This is a genomic window from Blautia sp. St.27G3 (assembly GCF_059728505.1).
This window is the reverse complement of sequence record NZ_BAAGFO010000001.1, coordinates 1,016,627-1,036,417: the sequence shown is the minus strand read 5'-3', so window position 1 is coordinate 1,036,417 and position 19,791 is coordinate 1,016,627. Positions and strand designations below refer to the sequence as shown.

The 19,791-nt window shown below is 46.4% G+C and carries 19 protein-coding genes; 16 read left to right on the top strand and 3 right to left on the bottom strand.

The window, feature by feature from the left end; translation table 11 throughout:
- Positions 1-17: 17 nt before the first annotated feature.
- Positions 18-539, bottom strand: a complete 522-nt coding sequence (locus tag AC6I2O_RS04845; RefSeq protein WP_120392451.1) for a peptidylprolyl isomerase — start codon at positions 537-539, stop codon at positions 18-20.
- Positions 540-761: 222 nt separating this feature from the next.
- Between AC6I2O_RS04845 and AC6I2O_RS04840 the strand changes: the two genes are divergently transcribed.
- From AC6I2O_RS04840 to truA, 11 genes are all read left to right on the top strand, one after another.
- The gene (locus AC6I2O_RS04840; RefSeq protein ID WP_120392450.1) at positions 762-1,211 is read left to right on the top strand and encodes a YunG family protein; all 450 of its coding nucleotides are present in this window, start codon (positions 762-764) and stop codon (positions 1,209-1,211) included.
- 57 nt (positions 1,212-1,268) lie between these two features.
- Positions 1,269-2,234, top strand: coding sequence for a GNAT family N-acetyltransferase (locus tag AC6I2O_RS04835; protein WP_497741985.1), 966 nt, complete (start codon positions 1,269-1,271; stop codon positions 2,232-2,234).
- 209 nt (positions 2,235-2,443) lie between these two features.
- Positions 2,444-3,796 (top strand): ABC transporter substrate-binding protein, encoded by a 1,353-nt coding sequence (locus AC6I2O_RS04830; RefSeq protein ID WP_497741984.1) that lies wholly within the window; start codon positions 2,444-2,446, stop codon positions 3,794-3,796.
- Between the two features lie 117 nt (positions 3,797-3,913).
- On the top strand, positions 3,914-4,771 hold the full coding sequence (locus tag AC6I2O_RS04825) for a carbohydrate ABC transporter permease (protein WP_497741982.1): 858 nt from the start codon (positions 3,914-3,916) through the stop codon (positions 4,769-4,771).
- Positions 4,771-5,676, top strand: a complete 906-nt coding sequence (locus AC6I2O_RS04820) for a carbohydrate ABC transporter permease (RefSeq protein WP_497741981.1) — start codon at positions 4,771-4,773, stop codon at positions 5,674-5,676. The genes AC6I2O_RS04825 and AC6I2O_RS04820 overlap by 1 nt, the downstream gene beginning before the upstream one ends.
- 81 nt (positions 5,677-5,757) lie before the next feature.
- Positions 5,758-7,263, top strand: a complete 1,506-nt coding sequence (malQ, locus tag AC6I2O_RS04815; protein WP_497741980.1) for a 4-alpha-glucanotransferase — start codon at positions 5,758-5,760, stop codon at positions 7,261-7,263.
- A gap of 107 nt (positions 7,264-7,370) precedes the next feature.
- Positions 7,371-8,393 carry a LacI family DNA-binding transcriptional regulator gene (locus tag AC6I2O_RS04810; protein WP_120392448.1) on the top strand — a complete coding sequence of 341 codons (1,023 nt, stop codon included), beginning with the start codon at positions 7,371-7,373 and terminating at the stop codon, positions 8,391-8,393.
- An 11-nt stretch (positions 8,394-8,404) separates the two neighbouring features.
- Entirely contained in the window at positions 8,405-9,265 is an 861-nt protein-coding gene (locus AC6I2O_RS04805) for an energy-coupling factor transporter ATPase (RefSeq protein WP_120392447.1), read from the top strand.
- A 116-nt stretch (positions 9,266-9,381) separates the two neighbouring features.
- Entirely contained in the window at positions 9,382-10,233 is an 852-nt protein-coding gene (locus AC6I2O_RS04800) for an energy-coupling factor transporter ATPase (protein WP_120392446.1), read from the top strand.
- Positions 10,234-10,326: 93 nt separating this feature from the next.
- Positions 10,327-11,145 (top strand): energy-coupling factor transporter transmembrane component T family protein, encoded by an 819-nt coding sequence (locus tag AC6I2O_RS04795; RefSeq protein ID WP_120392445.1) that lies wholly within the window; start codon positions 10,327-10,329, stop codon positions 11,143-11,145.
- Between the two features lie 34 nt (positions 11,146-11,179).
- A complete protein-coding gene (gene truA, locus AC6I2O_RS04790) occupies positions 11,180-11,926 on the top strand; it encodes a tRNA pseudouridine(38-40) synthase TruA (protein WP_497741979.1) in 747 nt (248 codons plus the stop codon).
- Positions 11,927-11,929: 3 nt separating this feature from the next.
- On the opposite strand, the gene AC6I2O_RS04785 is transcribed toward truA, so the two are convergent.
- Complete coding sequence (locus AC6I2O_RS04785; protein ID WP_497741978.1) at positions 11,930-12,409, bottom strand: DUF402 domain-containing protein; 480 nt, start codon at positions 12,407-12,409, stop codon at positions 11,930-11,932.
- A 96-nt stretch (positions 12,410-12,505) separates the two neighbouring features.
- Positions 12,506-13,444, bottom strand: coding sequence for a LysR family transcriptional regulator (locus AC6I2O_RS04780; protein WP_120392442.1), 939 nt, complete (start codon positions 13,442-13,444; stop codon positions 12,506-12,508).
- Between the two features lie 130 nt (positions 13,445-13,574).
- On the opposite strand from AC6I2O_RS04780, the gene AC6I2O_RS04775 reads away from it, so the two are divergent.
- From AC6I2O_RS04775 to AC6I2O_RS04755, 5 genes are all read left to right on the top strand, one after another.
- A complete protein-coding gene (locus tag AC6I2O_RS04775) occupies positions 13,575-14,849 on the top strand; it encodes an ABC transporter substrate-binding protein (protein ID WP_120392441.1) in 1,275 nt (424 codons plus the stop codon).
- 71 nt (positions 14,850-14,920) lie between these two features.
- The gene (locus tag AC6I2O_RS04770; RefSeq protein ID WP_497741977.1) at positions 14,921-15,808 is read left to right on the top strand and encodes a carbohydrate ABC transporter permease; all 888 of its coding nucleotides are present in this window, start codon (positions 14,921-14,923) and stop codon (positions 15,806-15,808) included.
- A 59-nt stretch (positions 15,809-15,867) separates the two neighbouring features.
- Positions 15,868-16,695, top strand: coding sequence for a carbohydrate ABC transporter permease (locus AC6I2O_RS04765; protein ID WP_497741976.1), 828 nt, complete (start codon positions 15,868-15,870; stop codon positions 16,693-16,695).
- A gap of 32 nt (positions 16,696-16,727) precedes the next feature.
- Complete coding sequence (locus AC6I2O_RS04760; RefSeq protein ID WP_120392438.1) at positions 16,728-18,125, top strand: glycoside hydrolase family 32 protein; 1,398 nt, start codon at positions 16,728-16,730, stop codon at positions 18,123-18,125.
- The gene (locus tag AC6I2O_RS04755; protein ID WP_497741975.1) at positions 18,115-19,710 is read left to right on the top strand and encodes a glycoside hydrolase family protein; all 1,596 of its coding nucleotides are present in this window, start codon (positions 18,115-18,117) and stop codon (positions 19,708-19,710) included. The genes AC6I2O_RS04760 and AC6I2O_RS04755 overlap by 11 nt, the downstream gene beginning before the upstream one ends.
- The last annotated feature ends 81 nt before the right edge of the window (positions 19,711-19,791 follow it).

The following is a 19,791-nucleotide window of genomic DNA, read 5'->3' as shown; positions in this document are numbered from 1 at the left end:
ATTGCGAGGGTGTTTCGTTATACCCTTTCCGGCTCAGGATAATCTGTGCCGAAGGTGTCTACTGTGACAGTAGCAATTTTCTGATCTGTGATGGGACGATCGCGGAAATCGGTGTCCGTGTCAGCGATTTTGTTCACGATATCCATCCCTTCCGTAACTTTTCCGAATGCAGCGTAAGCGCCGTCAAGATGCGGTGCGGCTTTGTGCATAATGAAAAACTGGCTGCCTGCGGAATCCGGATGCATGGCGCGAGCCATAGAAAGTACGCCGGCATCGTGTTTCAGGTTGTTAGAGAAGCCGTTCTGAGCAAATTCGCCTGGAATGGTGTAGCCGGGGCCGCCCATACCGGTTCCGTCCGGGCATCCGCCCTGAATCATAAAACCGTTGATAACTCTGTGAAAAATCAGGCCATTGTAGAAGCCTTTTTTTACAAGACTGATGAAGTTGTTTACGGAATTTGGTGCAATGTCCGGATACAGCTCTGCTTTTATAACATCGCCGTTTTCCATCGTTATGGTAATAACTGGATTCTGTGCCATAATGTAATTCCTTTCTGATTGGTTATAAAAGTATTCCTCATTGATCTTAAGAGGCTTGTACTGTCAATTCTATTCAGGATCATGGAGTCTGTCAAGCAGCGAAATCTCGCCTGATTTCAGTTTGGTAACAATATTAGAAAATACACGATATTGATTGAACTGTTAACCGTCAATAAAGTATAATAGATCAATAAAAAAGAGACAGGATAAGAGGTAATACAAATGAAAGAGTACAAATTTTATGGTTGGGAACATGCAGATGCGCGGGCTGTCACAGAAGAATATAAGGGAATAGAAACACCGATTGATCTGTATCATGCATTATCAGAGATCTGGTGTGCGCAGACCTGCGCCCCAAGGATGCGTCATGAATGGACTGTTGAAAATAAGACATTGGGCCAGTGTTCTATCACTGCATTTCTGGCACAGGATATTTTTGGAGGCAAGGTTTTTGGAATCCTGAGACCAGGTGGAAATTATCATTGCTATAATGTTATCGGAGACTGCTGTTTTGACCTGACGAGCGAGCAGTTTGGGGAGGAAATCCTGAATTATGAGGATAACCCGGAGCAGTTCCGGGAGGTACACTTTGCGAAAGAAGAAAAAAGGCTTCGTTACGAGTATCTGAAGAAAGCTTTAAAAGCGCAGATATCAATGCAGTCAGAAGCGTAAAAGTGAAAAGAGAACGGCCGGAGAAGTGGTTTGACGGCTTTGGGGACGGGCAATCGTATGCAGAGAAGACTGGAAAAAAAGGAACAGGGAGAACAAAGACTGGGTTTGCTGATACTGCACCTTACGGAAAAGTGGAAGGGCTGTGAACCGATACTGGCAGGCACAGCGCGCGGCAGAAATATTCCTGTTTTAATATTGGAAAAAAACGAAACGAATGTCTTTTGGGACCAGGCGCTTTCCGGTGGAAAACTGTGTGTCTGGCACGATGGCAGGCTGACCGATGAGGTTTTGCGTGAACAGGTTCTGGTGGTAACAGATCAGATGGCAGAAGCTCAGAGATTTGCAGACTGCGGGATTGCCTGTATTGGTTGTGCCAGGGAAGCAGACGGCTATTTTGAGGGGGCAGGTATGGTGACGGATGTACCGGAACAGCTTGGCCTGGAAGAAATGGAAGAATATTTATTTCACTGCAATGGGTGGCCTGTTCAGATAGCGGAGACAGAGCGTCTGATTCTGCACGAAATGACCCAATCAGACAGAGGGGCGTTGCAGGAAATCAGCAGGCAGGAAGGCATGGAGTATGTGCAGAGTAATCTGAACGGGGATTTTTTCGAATGCGAGACGTTCCAGGCCTATATTGTGCAGATATACCGGCTGCAGGGTTATGGTTTATGGAGCGTCTGTAAAAAGGACGGTACGCTGATCGGGTGCTGTGGGCTGGCCGATGTGCGGGCGGGAGACGGCACATACAGGCTGGAGTTGCAGTATATGCTGAGCCGGGCATATCAGCGGCAGGGATTTGGCACAGAGATGTGTTTTGCTGTACTTGATTACGTATTTGCCAGGACAGATTGGACGCAGGTGTGGCTGCGCATTCATTCAAACAACGAGGCGTCAGTCCGGCTGGCACGAAGGCTTGGAGCGATATGTGAGACAGATGGGACGGTACAGGAATGGCGAATCCAAATTCAGAAATGTTTCGGTGCTGACCATGAAAACTGTGATAAAGTGGGCGTGGAGTAGTCAGAATATACAAAAACGTTAGAGCGAAATTGTAGATAGTATACGAAATCGTAAAAAGGCAATGAAAAACAGTTGCGTATCTTCTCTTTCTGTGCTAGTATGAAATTACGAAATGGAAACGTTACCGATAACGGTACCAAAGCGATACCGAGGTGCGGGGCGTTCCCTGCAAACTGGTTAATTTTTTCATGAGAAGGAGAGGTAGAACAATGAGAAATTACAAGAAGTATCTTGCAGCAGCAATGTCAGCAGCAATGGTAGCAGGTCTTTCAGTAGTTCCGGCACAGGCAGAAGGCGGAAAGGTATATTACCTGAACTTCAAACCGGAAGCAGATCAGGCATGGCAGGATCTGGCAGCTACTTACACAGAGCAGACAGGCGTAGAGGTTACAGTCCTGACAGCTGCAGAGGGACAGTACAATACAACACTGCAGGCTGAGATGGCTAAGTCTGAAGCTCCGACAATCTTCAACGTTGGAAACTCTTCCGCAGCAGCTACATGGGACAATTACACATATGATTTGAAGGACAGCGCAATCTACAATCACCTGACCGATAAGTCCCTGGTACTTACAAGCGGCGACAAAGTTGCAGGTGTTGCAAACTGCTACGAGTGCTACGGTCTTATTTATAACAAGACAATTCTGGAAGGTTACTGTGGAATGGAAGGAGCAGTTATTTCCTCTATCGACGAAATCAACAGCTTTGACACACTGAAAGCAGTAGCAGAAGATATCACAGCACGCGTTGACGAGATCAACGAAGAGCTTGGAACAGATCTTACCGGCGCATTTGCTTCCGCAGGTCTGGACGGCGGTTCTTCCTGGAGATTCTCCGGACACCTTGCAGGTCTGGCTCTGTACTATGAGTTCAAAGAGGACGGATGCGACCTGACAGCAGGCGAAGCTACGATCGACGGCACATACCTTGACAACTTCAAGAACGTTTGGGATCTGTATGTAAACAATTCTTCCGCAGACCCGAAGACACTGGCATCTGGCGCGCTGAACGCAGAGGCAGAATTCGGAATGGGCGAAGCTGTATTCTATCAGAATGGTGACTGGGAGTATTCCGCATTCACAAACGAAGAGAATGGTTACCTGGTAGGCGGTGATGAAATCGGTATGATGCCGATCTACTTCGGTGTAGACGATGAGCACGAAGGCCTTGCAGTTGGTACAGAGAACTACTGGGCAGTAAACAGCCAGGCTTCTGAAGAAGACATTCAGGCAACACTTGACTTCCTTGAGTGGGTTATCACATCTGACGAGGGACGCGACACAATGACAAACAAGATCGGTCTTACCGCTCCGTTTGATACCTTCACAGATGATTTCGCTACCTCCAACGTACTTGCACAGGCAGCAAACGAGCTGGCAGCAGCTGGCAGAACTTCTGTAGCATGGAGCTTCAACGCTACTCCGAACGTAGATGACTGGAGAGCAGGCGTTGTATCCGCTATGACAGCTTACACAGATGGAAGCGGTTCCTGGGACGACGTAGTATCTGCATTCGTTGATGGATGGGCAGCACAGTGGGCTCTTGCAAACGAAGAGGCTTAATGACACAACGAGCGATATTCTTTGTTGAACATGAATAGTTCAAGAAGTATAAATTATTGATAAACATAAGGGGTGAGTGACCGTTCACTCACCCCTTTTTGTAAGAAAGGAATCATTATGGAGAAAGCGATTAAAAAGTATTTTCCGATCTTCGTGCTTCCCACATTGGTGGCCTTTATTATAGGTTTCATCGTTCCATTTGCTTATGGTATCTTTCTTTCGTTCTGTAAATTTACCACGGTAACGGACTGGACGTGGACGGGATTTCGGAATTACACGAGAATCTTTTTTGTAAACGGGGAACTGGATACGACATTCCTGCATTCTCTCTGGTATACGGCTCTTTTCACGATCGTATCCATGGCAGTCATCAACGTAATTGCTTTTACGATTGCTATGCTGCTGACAAAGGGAATCAAAGGAACAAATCTGTTCCGTACCGTATTTTTTATGCCGAACCTGATCGGCGGTATTGTACTTAGTTATATCTGGCTGATGATTTTCAACAGCGTACTTGCAAACTTTTCCAAGACAATTATTTCCACGGAATGGTTTGCTTTCTGGGGCATGATTATCGTCGTGTGCTGGCAGCAGATCGGTTATATGATGATTATCTATATTGCCGGTATTCAGAATGTGCCGGGTGAATTGATTGAGGCGGCCATGATTGACGGAGCCAGCGCAAAGCAGCGTCTTAGATACGTCATTTTGCCAATGTTGATGCCGACAATCAGTACGTGTACGTTCCTGACTCTGACAAATGGCTTCAAGCTGTTCGACCAGAACCTGGCGCTGACTGGCGGTAATCCAGGCAAAATGTCACAGCTGCTTGCTTTGAATATTTATGACACGATGTACGGCACCACAGGATGGCAGGGTGTAGGTCAGGCGAAGGCTGTGATCTTCTTTATCCTGGTAGCTGTCATTGCAGTACTTCAGAACAGACTGACTACGAGTAAGGAGGTGCAGAGCTGATGGCAAAGCAAAATGAATCGGTAAACAGTGTAAGACGCGCGAAGCATGGCGGCATCCTGACCGGTACTTTCATTGTTCTGAGTATTGCCTGGATTGCGCCGATTCTTATCGTTTTTCTGAATTCCTTTAAAAGAAAAGCATATATTTTCAAGCATCCGTTCAGTATCAGCACCAAGTCGATTTTTGACGGAATCGAAGCATGGGCTGCCGGTGTTGAGAAGGCCATGTGCGGTATGCTGAATTACGGCAATGCTTTGAAAAAGACAGACTTTTTCAATTGCTTCGGGACATCGCTGTTTATTACAGTGGGCTCTGTGCTTGTGATCATTATCGGCTGTTCCATGTGCGCTTGGTATATCACCAGGGTGAAGAATAAGATGACGAAGATGATCTATACACTCTGTCTGTTTTCCATGATTGTACCTTTCCAGATGGTAATGTTTACGCTGTCAAAGTTTGCGAATATTTTGCATCTGGCTACGCCGTGGGGAATTATCGTGGTGTATCTCGGATTTGGAGCGGGGCTGGCTGTCTTTATGTTCAGCGGATTCATCAAAGGTGTTTCGTTGGAAATAGAGGAAGCGTCCATGATTGACGGATGTAGTCCGTTGCAGACCTTTTTCCGCGTGGTATTTCCGATTCTGAAACCGACCACTGTGACGATTGCGATTCTGGAAGCCATGTGGGTATGGAATGACTACCTGTTGCCGAGCCTTGTACTGAATGTGAACAAATACAGGACCATTCCGATTGCTGTACAGTATCTGAAGCAGAGCCACGGACAGCTGGACTGGGGCGCTATGATGGCGGTTCTTGTTATGGCGATTGTGCCGATTATTATTTTCTACGTTGCATGTCAGAAATATATTATTGAAGGTGTTGTGGCGGGCGCTGTAAAGGGCTAAGCTGCATGAACAGGATCGCGGCGCCGGGATGAAAGGTCCCGGCCAGTGCGGCGGATTATAAGGAAATGAAGGAGGAGAGGTATGAGAGCGAGTGGAATTTTACTTCCGATATCCAGTCTGCCGTCTCCGTATGGAATCGGCTGCTTTTCTACAGCAGCGTATGAATTTATTGACAGGCTGGCTGAGGCGGGACAGACTTATTGGCAGATCCTTCCGCTGGGACCAACCGGCTATGGCGATTCCCCTTATCAGTCGTTTTCTGCTTTTGCAGGTAATCCTTACTTTATTGATCTGGATGCCCTGGCAGAGGAGGGACTTCTGAAAAAGGAGGAATATCAGAAGCTGGATTTTGGTCAGGATGAGCAGGATGTAGATTATGCCAAGCTGTATGAGTATCGTTTTCCTGTTTTATGGAAAGCATATATACGGGCTGATTTGGAGCGGGACGCAGATTTTCAGAAATTTTGTAAGGCAGAGGAAGCCTGGCTTTGTGATTACAGTCTCTATATGGCAGTGAAGAATCGTTTTAATGGAAAGTGCTGGGGAGACTGGGATGAAGATATTCGTTTGAGGAAGCCGGAGGCGCTTGAACGGTACAGGAGATTCTGCAAAGAAGAAATCGAGTTTTATTGCTTTTTGCAGTATCAGTTTATGAAACAGTGGGAACGGCTGAAGGTATATGCGAACAGCCGGGGAATCCAAATCATTGGCGATATTCCAATTTATGTGGCATTTGACGGTTCTGACAGCTGGGCAAATCCGGAATTGTTTCAGGTAAATGAAGAGAGGCGTCCTGTTCAGGTAGCTGGGTGCCCGCCGGATGCATTTTCCGCGGACGGACAGCTCTGGGGTAATCCTCTATATGACTGGGATTACCATGAGAAAACAGGATATGCCTGGTGGATTCGCCGCATGGAACGCTGCTTCAAGCTATATGATGTGGTGCGTGTCGATCATTTCCGGGGCTTTGACGAGTATTACGCCATACCCTATGGGGATGAGACGGCAGCAAACGGCTGCTGGCAGAAGGGTCCGGGCATGAAGCTGTTCCGGGCATTGCAGGAGTATTTTGGAACGGTTTCCATTATAGCGGAAGACCTGGGATATCTGACAGACAGTGTTTTGAAACTTGTGGCAGATACCGGGTATCCGAATATGAAAGTGATTGAGTTCGCGTTTGATTCGAGAGAGGCGGGGAATTATCTGCCGTATAATTATCCGCACAACTGTGTGGTCTATACGGGAACCCATGATAATCAGACTTTGGCGGCCTGGTATGATGAATTGACGCAGGAGGATCGGGAACAGGCAAAAGCCTATCTTGATTTGCCGGACGAATGTAGCCGGGAATGCATGGTCTGGAGCTTTATCCGGCTGGCACTTGGCAGTGTTGCCGATACGGCGATCATCCCGATGCAGGATTATCTCTGCCGTGGAGCTGAGGCACGGATGAACCAGCCTTCCACGCTTGGAAAAAACTGGCGCTGGAGGATGGGGGCCGGGGAATTTACCGATGAACTGGCGCAGAAAATCAGCCGAATGACGGAACTGTACGGAAGAGAAAACAGACATAAAGTGAAAAGGTAGATGCAAGAGAAGGGTCAGAATTATTCTGGCCTTTCGTTTTACTTGCATTTTGCGGAACTAGTTGCTATAATTTGACACAGTGTACAGGGCTTGATGAGGAAATAGACATGGAACAGATTACTATAAAAGAGATCGCGAAGCTGTGCGGCGTCGGCGTCAGTACAGTTTCAAGGGCGATCAATAATCATCCGGATATCAATCCTGCAACGAAGCAGATGATTATGGAGACGATTAAAAAATATAATTATGTACCGAATAACAGCGCGCGCAATCTCAAGCGTTCGGATTCGAATACCATTGCGGTACTGATTAAAGGTATCAGCAATCCGTTTTTTGCGGATATGATTCAGATTTTTGAGCGGGAGATTAACCGCAAAAAGTATACATTTGTCCTTCAGCATGTGGAGGAGTTTGAGGACGAGGTAGACGTGGCGATACAGCTGGAAAAGGAAAAAAGACTGAAGGGAATTGTATTTCTCGGCGGACTTTCCAATCACACAGGAGAGAAGCTGGAACAGCTTACCGTACCTTTTGTGATCAGTACGGTAGATACCTCTGAGGCGGCACAGCCATTTGCAACTGTGACGGTAGATGACGTGCGCGAAAGTGAAAAAATGGTGGATTATCTGATTGACTGCGGACACAAAAGAATCGCGCTTCTGACCGCAGAACAGAGCGATGCCAGCATCGGAATGTTTCGTCTGAAAGGGTATCAGCGCGCTTTGCAGCGCCATGGGATTGCATACGATGATGCGCTTGTGGCCTGGACAGAGAACGGACTACCGACGTACTCTATGGAAAACGGCTACGTTCTGACGAAGAAGCTTCTTGAGTCCGGAAACGAATTTACCTGCATTTATGCGATTTCGGACAGTATGGCAATCGGCGCCTGCAAGGCGTTGTTTGACGCAGGAAAACGTGTGCCGGAGGATTATTCAGTGGCCGGGTACGACGGCTTGCCGGTGTCAGCGTTTTATGAGCCGTCGATTACAACCATTCGTCAGCCGCGCAGAGAAATCGCTGAGGCGACAATCAAGTTAATGTTTGATTTGATTAAGAAAAAGCCGGTAGAAAGACGCCAGATTTTTGAGGCAGAGCTTGTAGTTGGAAAATCAACGAGGGAACTTTGATGGTGGTATAGATGGGAATTATTAAGGCAAGGCATGTTGCATTTGATTATCTGAGGATGGATGAGGAAGGGCAGGTAGAGTCACGCTCACGTGCAGTCGACGATGTTGACCTGGATGTGCACGAGGGAGATTTTGTGGCGATTCTCGGCCACAACGGTTCCGGGAAATCCACGTTGGCAAAACATATCAATGCGATTCTTCTGCCGACAGAAGGTACGGTCTTTGTGGATGGCAAGGATACGAAGGATGAATCAAAACTATGGGAGATTCGCCAGACGGCAGGTATGGTATTTCAGAACCCGGATAATCAGATTATCGGGACGATTGTTGATGAGGATGTCGGGTTTGGGCCTGAAAATATGGGAGTTCCGCAGGAGGAGATCTGGCAGCGTGTGGAGCAGAGTCTGAAGGCTGTCGGCATGTGGGAATACCGTTCACATTCCCCGAACAAGCTTTCCGGGGGACAGAAGCAGCGAGTGGCGATCGCGGGGGTGGTTGCGATGCAGCCAAAATGCATTGTTCTGGATGAACCGACTGCTATGCTGGACCCGAACGGACGCCGGGAGGTGATCCGTACGGTGCAGGAGCTGAACCGCAAACAGCATGTGACAGTGCTTTTAATTACACATTATATGGAAGAAGTGATTCATGCAGATAAGGTTATTGTCATGGATCAGGGCAAAATTGTGATGCAGGGGACTCCGCGGGAGATTTTTTCTCATGTGGAGGAGCTGAAGCGTTTCCGTCTTGATGTTCCACAGGCAACACTGGTGGCATATGAACTGCAAAAAGCGGGTGTTCCATTGCCGGATGGAATTTTGTCAAATAAGGAGCTCATTGAAGCCCTTGAAGTCTACCGCAATAAAAGATAAATTACAGAATTTATTAAAAAAACAGGTATGAGATTCCTGAATGCAGGAGAGAAAACAAACACAGATAGACAGCGGATTCGAATGAATGCAATTGCAAAATGAGAGAGGACAGCTTCATGGCGATCAGGATAGAACATTTAAATTATATATACGGTGCAGGGACTGCCTTTGAGAAGCATGCTCTGCGGGATATTAATCTGAATTTGCCGGAAGGTCAGTTTATCGGAATGATCGGTCATACCGGTTCCGGGAAATCTACACTGATTCAGCATCTGAACGGACTATTGAAAGGAACTTCAGGAGCTGTATACTATAACGATAAAAATATTTATGAGGAAGGCTTTGACATGAAGCGCCTGCGCAGCAGCGTTGGTCTCGTTTTTCAGTACCCGGAGCACCAGCTGTTTGAAGCGGATGTGTTTACGGATGTCTGTTTTGGACCGAAAAATCTCGGACTTTGCAAGGAAGAGGTGGAGTCCAGAGCGTACGAGGCGCTGCGGTTAGTCGGACTGAAGGAAAAGTATTATAAGGTTTCTCCGTTTGAACTTTCCGGAGGACAGAAACGGCGCGTGGCAATCGCAGGGATATTGGCGATGAATCCGGAGGTTCTGGTTCTGGATGAACCGACAGCGGGTCTGGACCCAAAGGGGCGCGATGACATACTGGATCAGGTGTCAAAGTTGCATGATGAGAAGAAAATAACGGTGATTCTTGTATCCCACAGCATGGAGGATGTAGCGCGCTATGTGGAACGGATTATCGTGATGAATAAAGGACAGGTTATGTTTGATGATGTGCCGCGGGAAGTATTTCGGCATTATAAGGAGCTGGAAGCAATTGGCCTGGCAGCGCCTCAGGTAACGTACCTGATGCATGGATTGCAGGAGAAAGGCTGGGCTGTGCCGGCGGACGCCACAACGGTGGAGGAGGCGGCCGGGGCGATTTTAGAGTATCTGCAGAAAGCCTGAAATGCGTCTGCAAATTTATAAAAGGGAAAACAGCTGTAAGTAACAGACGTCTGGTAATCGTGAAACGATATTAAAAAAGGAAAGAACACACGTATGCTGAGAGATATTACATTGGGCCAGTACTATCCGGCCAATTCGGTTTTGCACAAATTAGATCCGCGCGTGAAGCTGGCAGGCACAATGGTATTTATTGTGTCGCTCTTTGCGTTCCGGTCAGCAGAGGCGTATATCGGTGCGACGCTTTTTCTGGCAGCGGTGATTCGCATTTCAAAAGTACCGCTGAAGTTTATGCTGAAGGGCCTTAAATCTATTTTGTTTCTGATGATGATTACCGTAGTGTTTAATCTTTTTTTGACAAGAGGAACCGTAGTGTTTCGCCTTGGCTTCTTGTCTGTGACAGAGGAAGGAATTGAGACCGCTTTTTTTATGGCGATTCGTTTGATTTATCTGATTATTGGTTCATCGGTCATGACACTTACAACAACGCCCAATGATCTGACGGACGGACTGGAAAAGGCGATGCGGCCGCTTGGCAGGATACGGGTCCCGGTGCACGAGATTGCAATGATGATGTCAATTGCCTTGCGTTTTATACCGATTCTTCTCGAGGAAACAGACAAGATTATGAAGGCGCAGATGGCAAGAGGCGCGGATTTTGAGTCAGGTGGTCTGATTCAAAAGGCCAAAAATATGATTCCACTGCTTGTGCCGCTGTTTATCTCAGCGTTTCGCCGCGCCAATGACCTGGCGATGGCGATGGAAGCGCGCGGTTATCACGGCGGTGAGGGTCGGACAAAGATGAAACCGCTTGTTTACAAGGGCAGAGATAAAATTGCCTATTTGACCCTGCTTTTGTATCTGGTGCTGATGTTTCTGATAAACCGAATCGGATTTTTTGCAGGGCTGTTTTAATTAGCTGGAATGGATTTTGCAGGGATGTTCGAAGATGAAACGTGTGAAAATGATCGTGGCCTATGATGGCACGAATTACTGTGGCTGGCAGGTGCAGCCAAACGGGGTAACGATAGAAAGTGAACTGAATAAACACTTAAGTGAGCTGCTTGGAGAGGAGATCCATGTGATCGGAGCGAGCCGGACCGATGCGGGCGTCCATGCATACGGGAATGTGGCTGTGTTTGATACAACGGCCAGGATGCCGGCAGATAAGATCTCTTATGCGATGAACACGCGGCTTCCGGAGGATATCAGGATTCAGGATTCCTGTGAGGTACCGCCTGATTTTCATCCGCGTTTTTGTAAAACGGTAAAAACCTACGAATACAAGATCTGCAACCGTCGTTTTCCTGACCCATGCAGCAGGCTGTATTCGCTTTTTTACTATTGGGATCTGGATGCAGAAAGGATGCAGGAGGCTGCGGATTATCTGAAGGGGACGCACGATTTTACAAGCTTTTGCACGCATAAGCCTGAAATCACGAATCATGTGCGCACAATCTATGATTTTACGGTGACGCGCGAGGGAGATATGATTACGGTGCGCGTGCGCGGAAACGGGTTCCTTTACAATATGGTGCGCATTCTGGTGGGAACGCTTCTGCGGGTGGGCAGCGGCATGATGCAGCCGGATGAAATTCCGGAAATTTTGGCCGCAAAAAACCGAAGCCGTGCAGGCGACACTGCCCGTGCGCACGGACTTACGCTGGTAGAAATCTGTTATCCGGATTATTCGTAATGATTACTCATAATCTTCAATAAACTTCTGCAGCTTTTCAAACGCGCCTTTATAGATAATGGAGAGCAGCTTGTCCGTCCTGCGCAGCGCAAGCTGGAGCTGCTGCGGTGTAATCAGGCCATCGCGCGCGGCGTCGGCCAGCTCATCCAAATCTACTACCCGTACAAAGCCGTCGGGGTAAACAATCACATCTACAAGCAAATCTGTAAAAATATAAGTTTGACCGTTTTCCGTGCAGGTATAATCAATGATGTCGCAGTACCAGCTGATCAGATTCCCTTCGTGATCGTAAAATTTACTGACCTTAAACCCACGCTCGAGGAAATAGCAAGAATAGCCGTGATGCAGCGTCTTTTTGGGACGGATGGTATTCCATTTTGTGACAATAACCTCGGCATCCTGATAGAGAATCTTATCATGTTCCAGCAAAATACATTCCTCCGGAATAATTCTTTTCCGGTATAATTTCAGTTCATTCATCATTGCGCCCTCCCGATAAAAACAGAATATCAAAAACCAAAAAAAATGTCTATACAGATACAAAAAAATTGTCATATTCAGGCAGGGAAAGGTTGGTTTTCAGGACAAATGTTCAGATATATACTGAACAAAAGCGTTCATTGCGACCGTAACGTATTTGTTTCTGGGGTGAAGCAGATAATTATGCCTTTTTACGAAAGCAGAATCAATTTTATAGTATCTGAGCTGATCGTCGGTTTCCTGCACAAGGCGGTCAACGACAAAGGTAGCTCCGAGTCCAGCAGCAGCAAAACGGAAAGCGGTTACGGACTGCGATAACTGCATTTTGATATTGGGTACCAATCCCGCTTCCTGAAACATGCTGGTAGCCCTCTCATAAAAATTACTGCCTTTAAAGAGCAGCAGGAAAGGGAGATTTTTAAACATAGCTAAAGAAATGGCTGGATGCTCCGGCGACAGATGAGCAAGCTTGCAGATATCAGATGCCGAAAAAGAATACGGTCTCAGCTCGTCATTGATTGCGTAGCTTTTGGGAACAGCAAGAAGAAGCTGATCAGTGAAAACCTTATATCCGGGAAAATTGGAAATCAGTTTTGGGTCACAGCTGAAGTAAAAATCCAGTTGATGTTCCTCCAGCATATGAATCAGCACGGAGGAACCGTGTTCCAGGATTCTCACGTCTATATTCGGATATCTGGAATTAAAACCGAGAATAATATCCGGTAGGATGTGCGCATTGATGTAGTGGGTTCCGCCGAGAACCAGGGAACCGCAATTCATGGTCTGGACGTCATGAATATGCTTGTGCAGATTATCTTCCAGCAGCATGATTTCTTTGATGGTATTAATGTAGATATGGCCCTCCTGCGTTAAGGAAAGCGGCCTGGTGGAACGGTCAAAAATGGATATGCCGAGATCTGCCTCCGCTTTCTGGACAGCCATGCTCAGCGCCGGCTGCGTAATAAAAAGAGATCTCGCGGCTTTTGAAAAACTGCCGTCAAGATAAATCTGGTAAATATATTTCATTTCAAGATTCATTTCAAGTCCCTTTCTGGTTGATGTATAAAATATATTTATACATATATAATTTCTATATATTTGATTTTATAATAAAATGCTGCTATTGTAAAGTTACGATTCGAAATCTTAAATCAAAGGAGAAGGAAATATGATGAAAAGGAAAATCACAGCTGTATTAACATTGGGGATGATGCTTGCAGTTTGCGGGGGTGTGTCAACAGCAGAAGCAAAGACCTATAAAGTTCTTTCAGGTTCCGGGGAAGGTGTTGCAGCTTATGATGTTTTTCATGCCGTCGTAATGAAGTATCAGAATGAGGTGGACTCAGACTTTCAGGTGGAGTACGAAGTGATCAGCGCGACCTCTGATCTGTGGCAGAAACTGCAGATGTATTATACAGCGGATACCCTGCCGGATATCTTTGCAATCAGCAACGGTACGCTGGCAGAAGAAATGATCAGCAATCATAAGCTTGTGAATCTGACAGAGATCCTGGAAGCAGACGGTCATATGGGGGATGTTGCGGCGTCTATGGTAGATTACCATACATCAGAAGACGGAATGATGTATATGATCCCTTCAACGTTTAGCGGAGAGTTTTTCGTTTACCGAAAAGCTGTTTTTGAAAAATACGGTCTGGAAGAGCCGGAGACGTGGGAGGATTTCCTGGAGGTATGCCAGACTCTGGTAGATAATGGCGAGTATGCATACGTGATGCGCGGGGCAGATTATGTGCAGTATCTCAGGTTTGCATCCTTCCCGACCTGGACGACAGAAGGCAGAGAATTTATCAAAGGACTGACAAGTGGAGCTTATACATACGGTGAAAGCGAGCTTGGGATGTATGCGGCGGAGCTGTTGCAGAAGCTTGGTGCAGGCGGATATTTTGTACCGGGATTTGATAACATGACCTTAAGCGACGTTGTGGATACGTTTATGTCCGGGGTTGGTACGATCATGTACGCAAACGCAAATTATACGTCCAAACTGAGCGATCTGTATGACGCCGGCGAGATCGGATGGTTCGGAATTCCGGTTGTTGAAAATGTTCAGGGAACAGGATCCACAATTCCTACACACGGAGGAAAAGCGTGGGCCTTTAATAAAGACACGTATGACAATGACCCTGTACTGCAGGATTTTGTGGAATTCTATTTTGACCACATTGATGAGGTTTCCTATGACTGCGGCGCATTGTCCTGGTACAATTCCAGTATTCCGGAAGGAAAGCTGAATGCGCTTATGACAGATATCGGAACAAAAATGAAAGAACAGACCGTCTCCTGGGTCTCCTGGGATGACAAACTGACGGCTGCAACTACAACAACGGTGGGAGACGCCGCGGCCCAGCTGTGCTACGGAACGATTACACCGGAGGAATATTGTGAGATCTTTGATAAAGCTCTTGTGGAGAACAACGGCTGATCCAATATAAGGCAGCGATTAACCGGGCTTTAATGAAAATTAAAGCCCGGTGTTCATTTCCGGAGGTACTTATGGATAAATTGCTTAGAAATAAACGGACAATTCTGTGCTTTTTACTGCCCGGAGTAGTGATCTATACGGTTTCGGTCATAATTCCGATTATATGGTCGGCCTATTACAGCCTGGTAGACTGGAACGGATATGGAGAAATTACTTACGTAGGGATTAATAATTTTAAAAGACTGATGGGGGATACGGAATTCTGGGACAGCGTCGTCCATACGCTGATTTATGCGATTGGCCAGATTGTCTTACAGATCGGCGGAGGACTGCTCCTGGCTGTACTTCTCACCAACATCGTTGTGTTAAGAAAACCGTTGCAGGTGATGTACTATTTGCCGGTTATCATATCTACCGTAGCTCTGTGTCAGATGTTTAAAAAAATGTTCGGCGTGGTTCCGGCAGGCCTCGTAAATCAGATTCTTTCGAATTTTAATCCGAAATGGGGGCATATCGAATGGCTGACAAATGTCAAAAGCTCGCTTGCCATGGTTACGGCCGTTGCGGGATATAAAAATATGCCGGTCTATATGCTGATTTTTTATTCGGCGTTTCTGACCGTTCCGAATTCACTTGTAGAAGCGGCTAAGATTGACGGGGCGAATTCTTTCCAGATTTTTACAAAAATAAAAATTCCGCACATTCGTCCCACAATATTTGCCAATCTGTTGCTCGTTTTGAACGGTTCGCTTCGCGGTTTTGATATCGCAAAGCTTTTGACGGCAGGCGGCCCGATCAATTCCTCCCAGCTGCAGGCCATGTATATGTATAAACAGGCTTTTAGCAGTCAGAAATACGGATATGGCAGTACAGTGGCCATGTTTATTGTTACAGAATCTCTTATTTTAGCCATACTTATCAGATGGATCTCATCATCAAGAAAACTGGGCGGAAGATAAAATAATTGGAAAGGAATGGAACTATGAAACACGTTGAAGCAAAAATAGGTAAGAGGAGTATGAAAAAACAGATCCGGAATGTTATGGTCACAGTCGTATCTGTTCTGGTGTTTCTTTTGTTCGTGTATCCGCTTATCTATACGGTTCTTAATTCACTGAAAACGTATGATGATTTTACCTCCAGTCCACAGTATGCATTGCCTGCAAAGGTGTTTTTTGGTAATTTTGTCAAGGTTTTTCAAAGTGATTTTATACGGTATTTTATAAACAGCGTGGTGATTGCCGTACTTGTGGTGGTTTTCACAGTCGTTTTATCCGCGACGACAGCTTTTGCAATTTCTAAATTCCGGTTCCGCGGAAAAAAAATTGCAGAAATATATTTTCTCCTGGGACTTATGATACCTTACCAGGTAATCCTGATTCCGCTATATCTTACTTATGCAAAATTTAAATTGCTGGATACTTATTTTTCTCTGATTCTGCCCCAGGTTGCATTTGGAATGCCCATGGCGGTACAGCTGTTTCTTGCATTTTTCAAGGATTTTGAGGAAGAGCTTATCGAAGCCGCGGTGATCGACGGGAGCAGCATAGGAAGAGCTTTTATCAGCGTCGTTGCGCCGATTTGCCGGAATATTATCATCACGGTAGCTACGCTTCGGGCAATCTTTTCATGGAATGAGTATATTTTTTCGTATACGTTTATCAGCTCAAAAAAAATGATGACGGTTGTGCTGGGGCTAAATGCTTTCGTGGGCGAGGAAGGCCTGGTAGACTGGGGTCCGACTTTTGCAGCAATTGTGGTAACTGTAATTCCGACGCTTCTTGTGTATATGTTTCTTGGAAAATATATGCAGTCCGGACTCAGCGAAGGGGCTGTCAAGAGTTAAAGCTTATAGAATAAGGTGAGAGGAAAAGAAATATGAATGAAATATTTTTCAGGCCGGAACAGGCGTGGGTAGGAGACTGTATGCCATGCTATCATGACGGCAGCTATTATATGTATTACCAGTGTGACAGGAGAGAGCCGAAACCATTTCCAAACGGGGAACCATTTGGCTGGTCCCTGGCAGTATCGAAAGATCTTGTCAGTTTCAGAGATTACGGGGAGGTACTTTATAAGGGAGAGCATGGCTCGAGGGAACATTGTCTTTATGCCGGGTCTGTGATACATGCCCTGGGAAAATTCAGGGCGTTTTATACGGGCGAATGCAAATATTATCTGAACCGCCCGGATATGCCTCCGAAAGAGGTTTTGATGCTGGCCGTAAGCGATGACGGTATAAAATGGGAAAAGCAGAAAAAACTGAGCTTTTCTGCCCCGGCAGGATTTGAAAAGGATTATTTCAGAGACCCGTTTGTATGCTACTGCGAGGAGCTTGGCAAATGGATCATGCTGGTATGCGCGCAGAAGAAAAACGGCCCCCGGAAGCGAAAAGGGGTTCTCCTGTATTATACGAGTATGAATCTGGAAAACTGGAATTATGAGGGTGTTTTCTGCAGCCCGGATATGTATTTTCTGCTTCAGATGCCGGATTTGTTTAAAATCGGAGACTGGTGGTATCTGCTGTTTTCCGAGCTGGATGATATGCGAAGAACCCGGTATCGCATGAGTAAAAGCATGTTTGGTCCATGGAAGGCTCCAAAGGACGATTGCCTGGATGGACGATGCTTTTACGCGGCGCGGACGGTGGAAACAAAGCAGAAGCGAATTATTTTCGGCTGGAATCCGACGAGAGAGAACGATGATGATCTGGGCATGTGGATCTGGGGCGGAAACGCGGTTCAGCATGAAATATACCAGCGAAAAGACGGGACGCTGGGCGTGAAAATGCTGGAACAGCTTTCACAGCTGATCTGTAAAAGCGATGTGCGGATAAGAGACAGCCTCGCCCTCGCGCGTGTTGACGGGGGCGTGGAAACTGTCCTGAAAGCGCATGCAAAAGATATATTCCGCCTGGAGGCGGATGTGAGCTATGATGCCGGGACCTTTGGGTTTGGTATCAAGATTTATGAAAACAGTGATGCGGATCTGGGGTACGATTTTCATTTTGTGCCGGGGGAAAACAGATTTCTGTTTGACAAAACGCCGAATTATCCGTGGTTCCGGTGTATGAACCGAGGCCTGTCCAGGCCGTTTCCGGTACAGCCAGGGGAAAAGTTTCATGTTTCGCTTATCGTGGATCACGATATTGCCGTCTTATATGTGAATGATATTGCCCTGAATGTCAGAATGACGGAAACTCCCGGGTCCGAAATAAAACTGTACGTACATAATGGAAATACCGAGTGGAGAAATATCAGACTTTATGAAAAATAAAACATACATAAACAGCGGAGCGTATGATTGCATCACGATCATTGCATCTGCGGCACAGGAGATTCCCGGGGTTATCTGCATTCGCTCCGGGAATTTTGTAAAGGACAAACAATTTCGGTACAGCAAATGTGAGTTGTTTACCGTTGATCTCCAAAAAGAAAAAACATTTCAGATCTCTATGCAGGATGTGAAGGTTTGTTACTGCTATTTATTCAAAAGGGGCTCTTCTGCTCCGATACAACAGATCAACCTGAAGGACGGCGCTGAGGATACTCCGTCTGTTGTTTATAAAAATCAAAATGTTTTTCATTATTCGGCCCCTACGGGGTGGCTCAATGATCCAGTAGGGCTGTGTTTTTATCACGGCTTATACCATATGTTCTATCAGTTTAATCCGGCCTCCCAGAAGTGGGGAGATGCGCATTGGGGACACGTAACGAGCCGCGATCTGTTACATTGGAGGGAGCATCCTGTCGTATTTTGCCCGCAGCCGGAGCTTATCTCCACCCCCCTGGTCCGCGGAGGGGCGTTCAGCGGAACCGCGCTGGTGGAGCAGGAAAGGCTGCATTTGTTTTTCACACGCCATGTGGGAGACCTGCAAAAAAAACACTGTATGGAGTACACGGTAACGGCGGACAGCGTGGATGGTTTTTCTTTTTCCGAGGAGCGGACAATCGTGAAGGATCTTCCGTCTGAGCTGGGGGAAAATTTCAGAGATCCCAAGGTCTGGCGCGAAGGGGACGAATGGTTGATGCTGACGGGAACCGAAACGCCGGAAGGAGCGGCGATCGCTATTCACAGGTCAAAAGATCTGACGACATGGGAATATAGGGGGATTTTTTACAGAGAAAAAGAACGCGGATATCTGCGCGCAGAATGCCCGTCCATTATAAAAATATCCGGAAAGTATGTCCTGATTGTCGGCTATCATAACAGAGAAAAAGAGAAAATACGCCGTGATACCGTATATTATATCGGCTCATTCGAGAATTACAGATTTCATGTGGAGCACAAAGGTCTGCTTGATTACGGAAAAGATTTTTATGCGGCGCAGATTTTTGCTGGTCTGGAACGGGCAGTCCTGATTGCCTGGGTGAATGACCGGCATGAATATCATATCGAAAAACTGTGCAGATCCAATGGAGCAATGAGTTTGCCGAGAAAGTTGTGGATTGAAGAAGAGCGGTTATATTCCTATCCGACAGAAGAGCTTGTACTTGCCGAGACAAAAGAGGCGTGTTTCACTGGCCCTTTTACGCTAAAGGATGGGCGGGGGCATTTACATTTTGATTTTACAGAGGAGCCTTCCGGCACTGCCGTATTTGCGGGCTCTGAATCGGGCCGGGTGTCCGTAACGGTTTCTAAGAACCGTATTCAGATCACTATGGATGATGAAACATGTGGGCTTGAAACAGACCTGCAAGAACTGGACGTCTATCTGGATAATTCGCTTCTGGAAATTTTCATCAATCATGGAATGTATGCTTTTACGAGAAGATATGAGAGATATGAGACGAATTATGAGGTAAATGCGGCATTTGAACCTGGCTGCAGAGCGGCGTTTTATAAGATTGAACCATTGTAACGGATGAGAAACACATAAGAATTTGTAAAACTGGAACAAGAGGGGTTTTGTAAATATGCAAATTGTGATAAGATGAAAAGG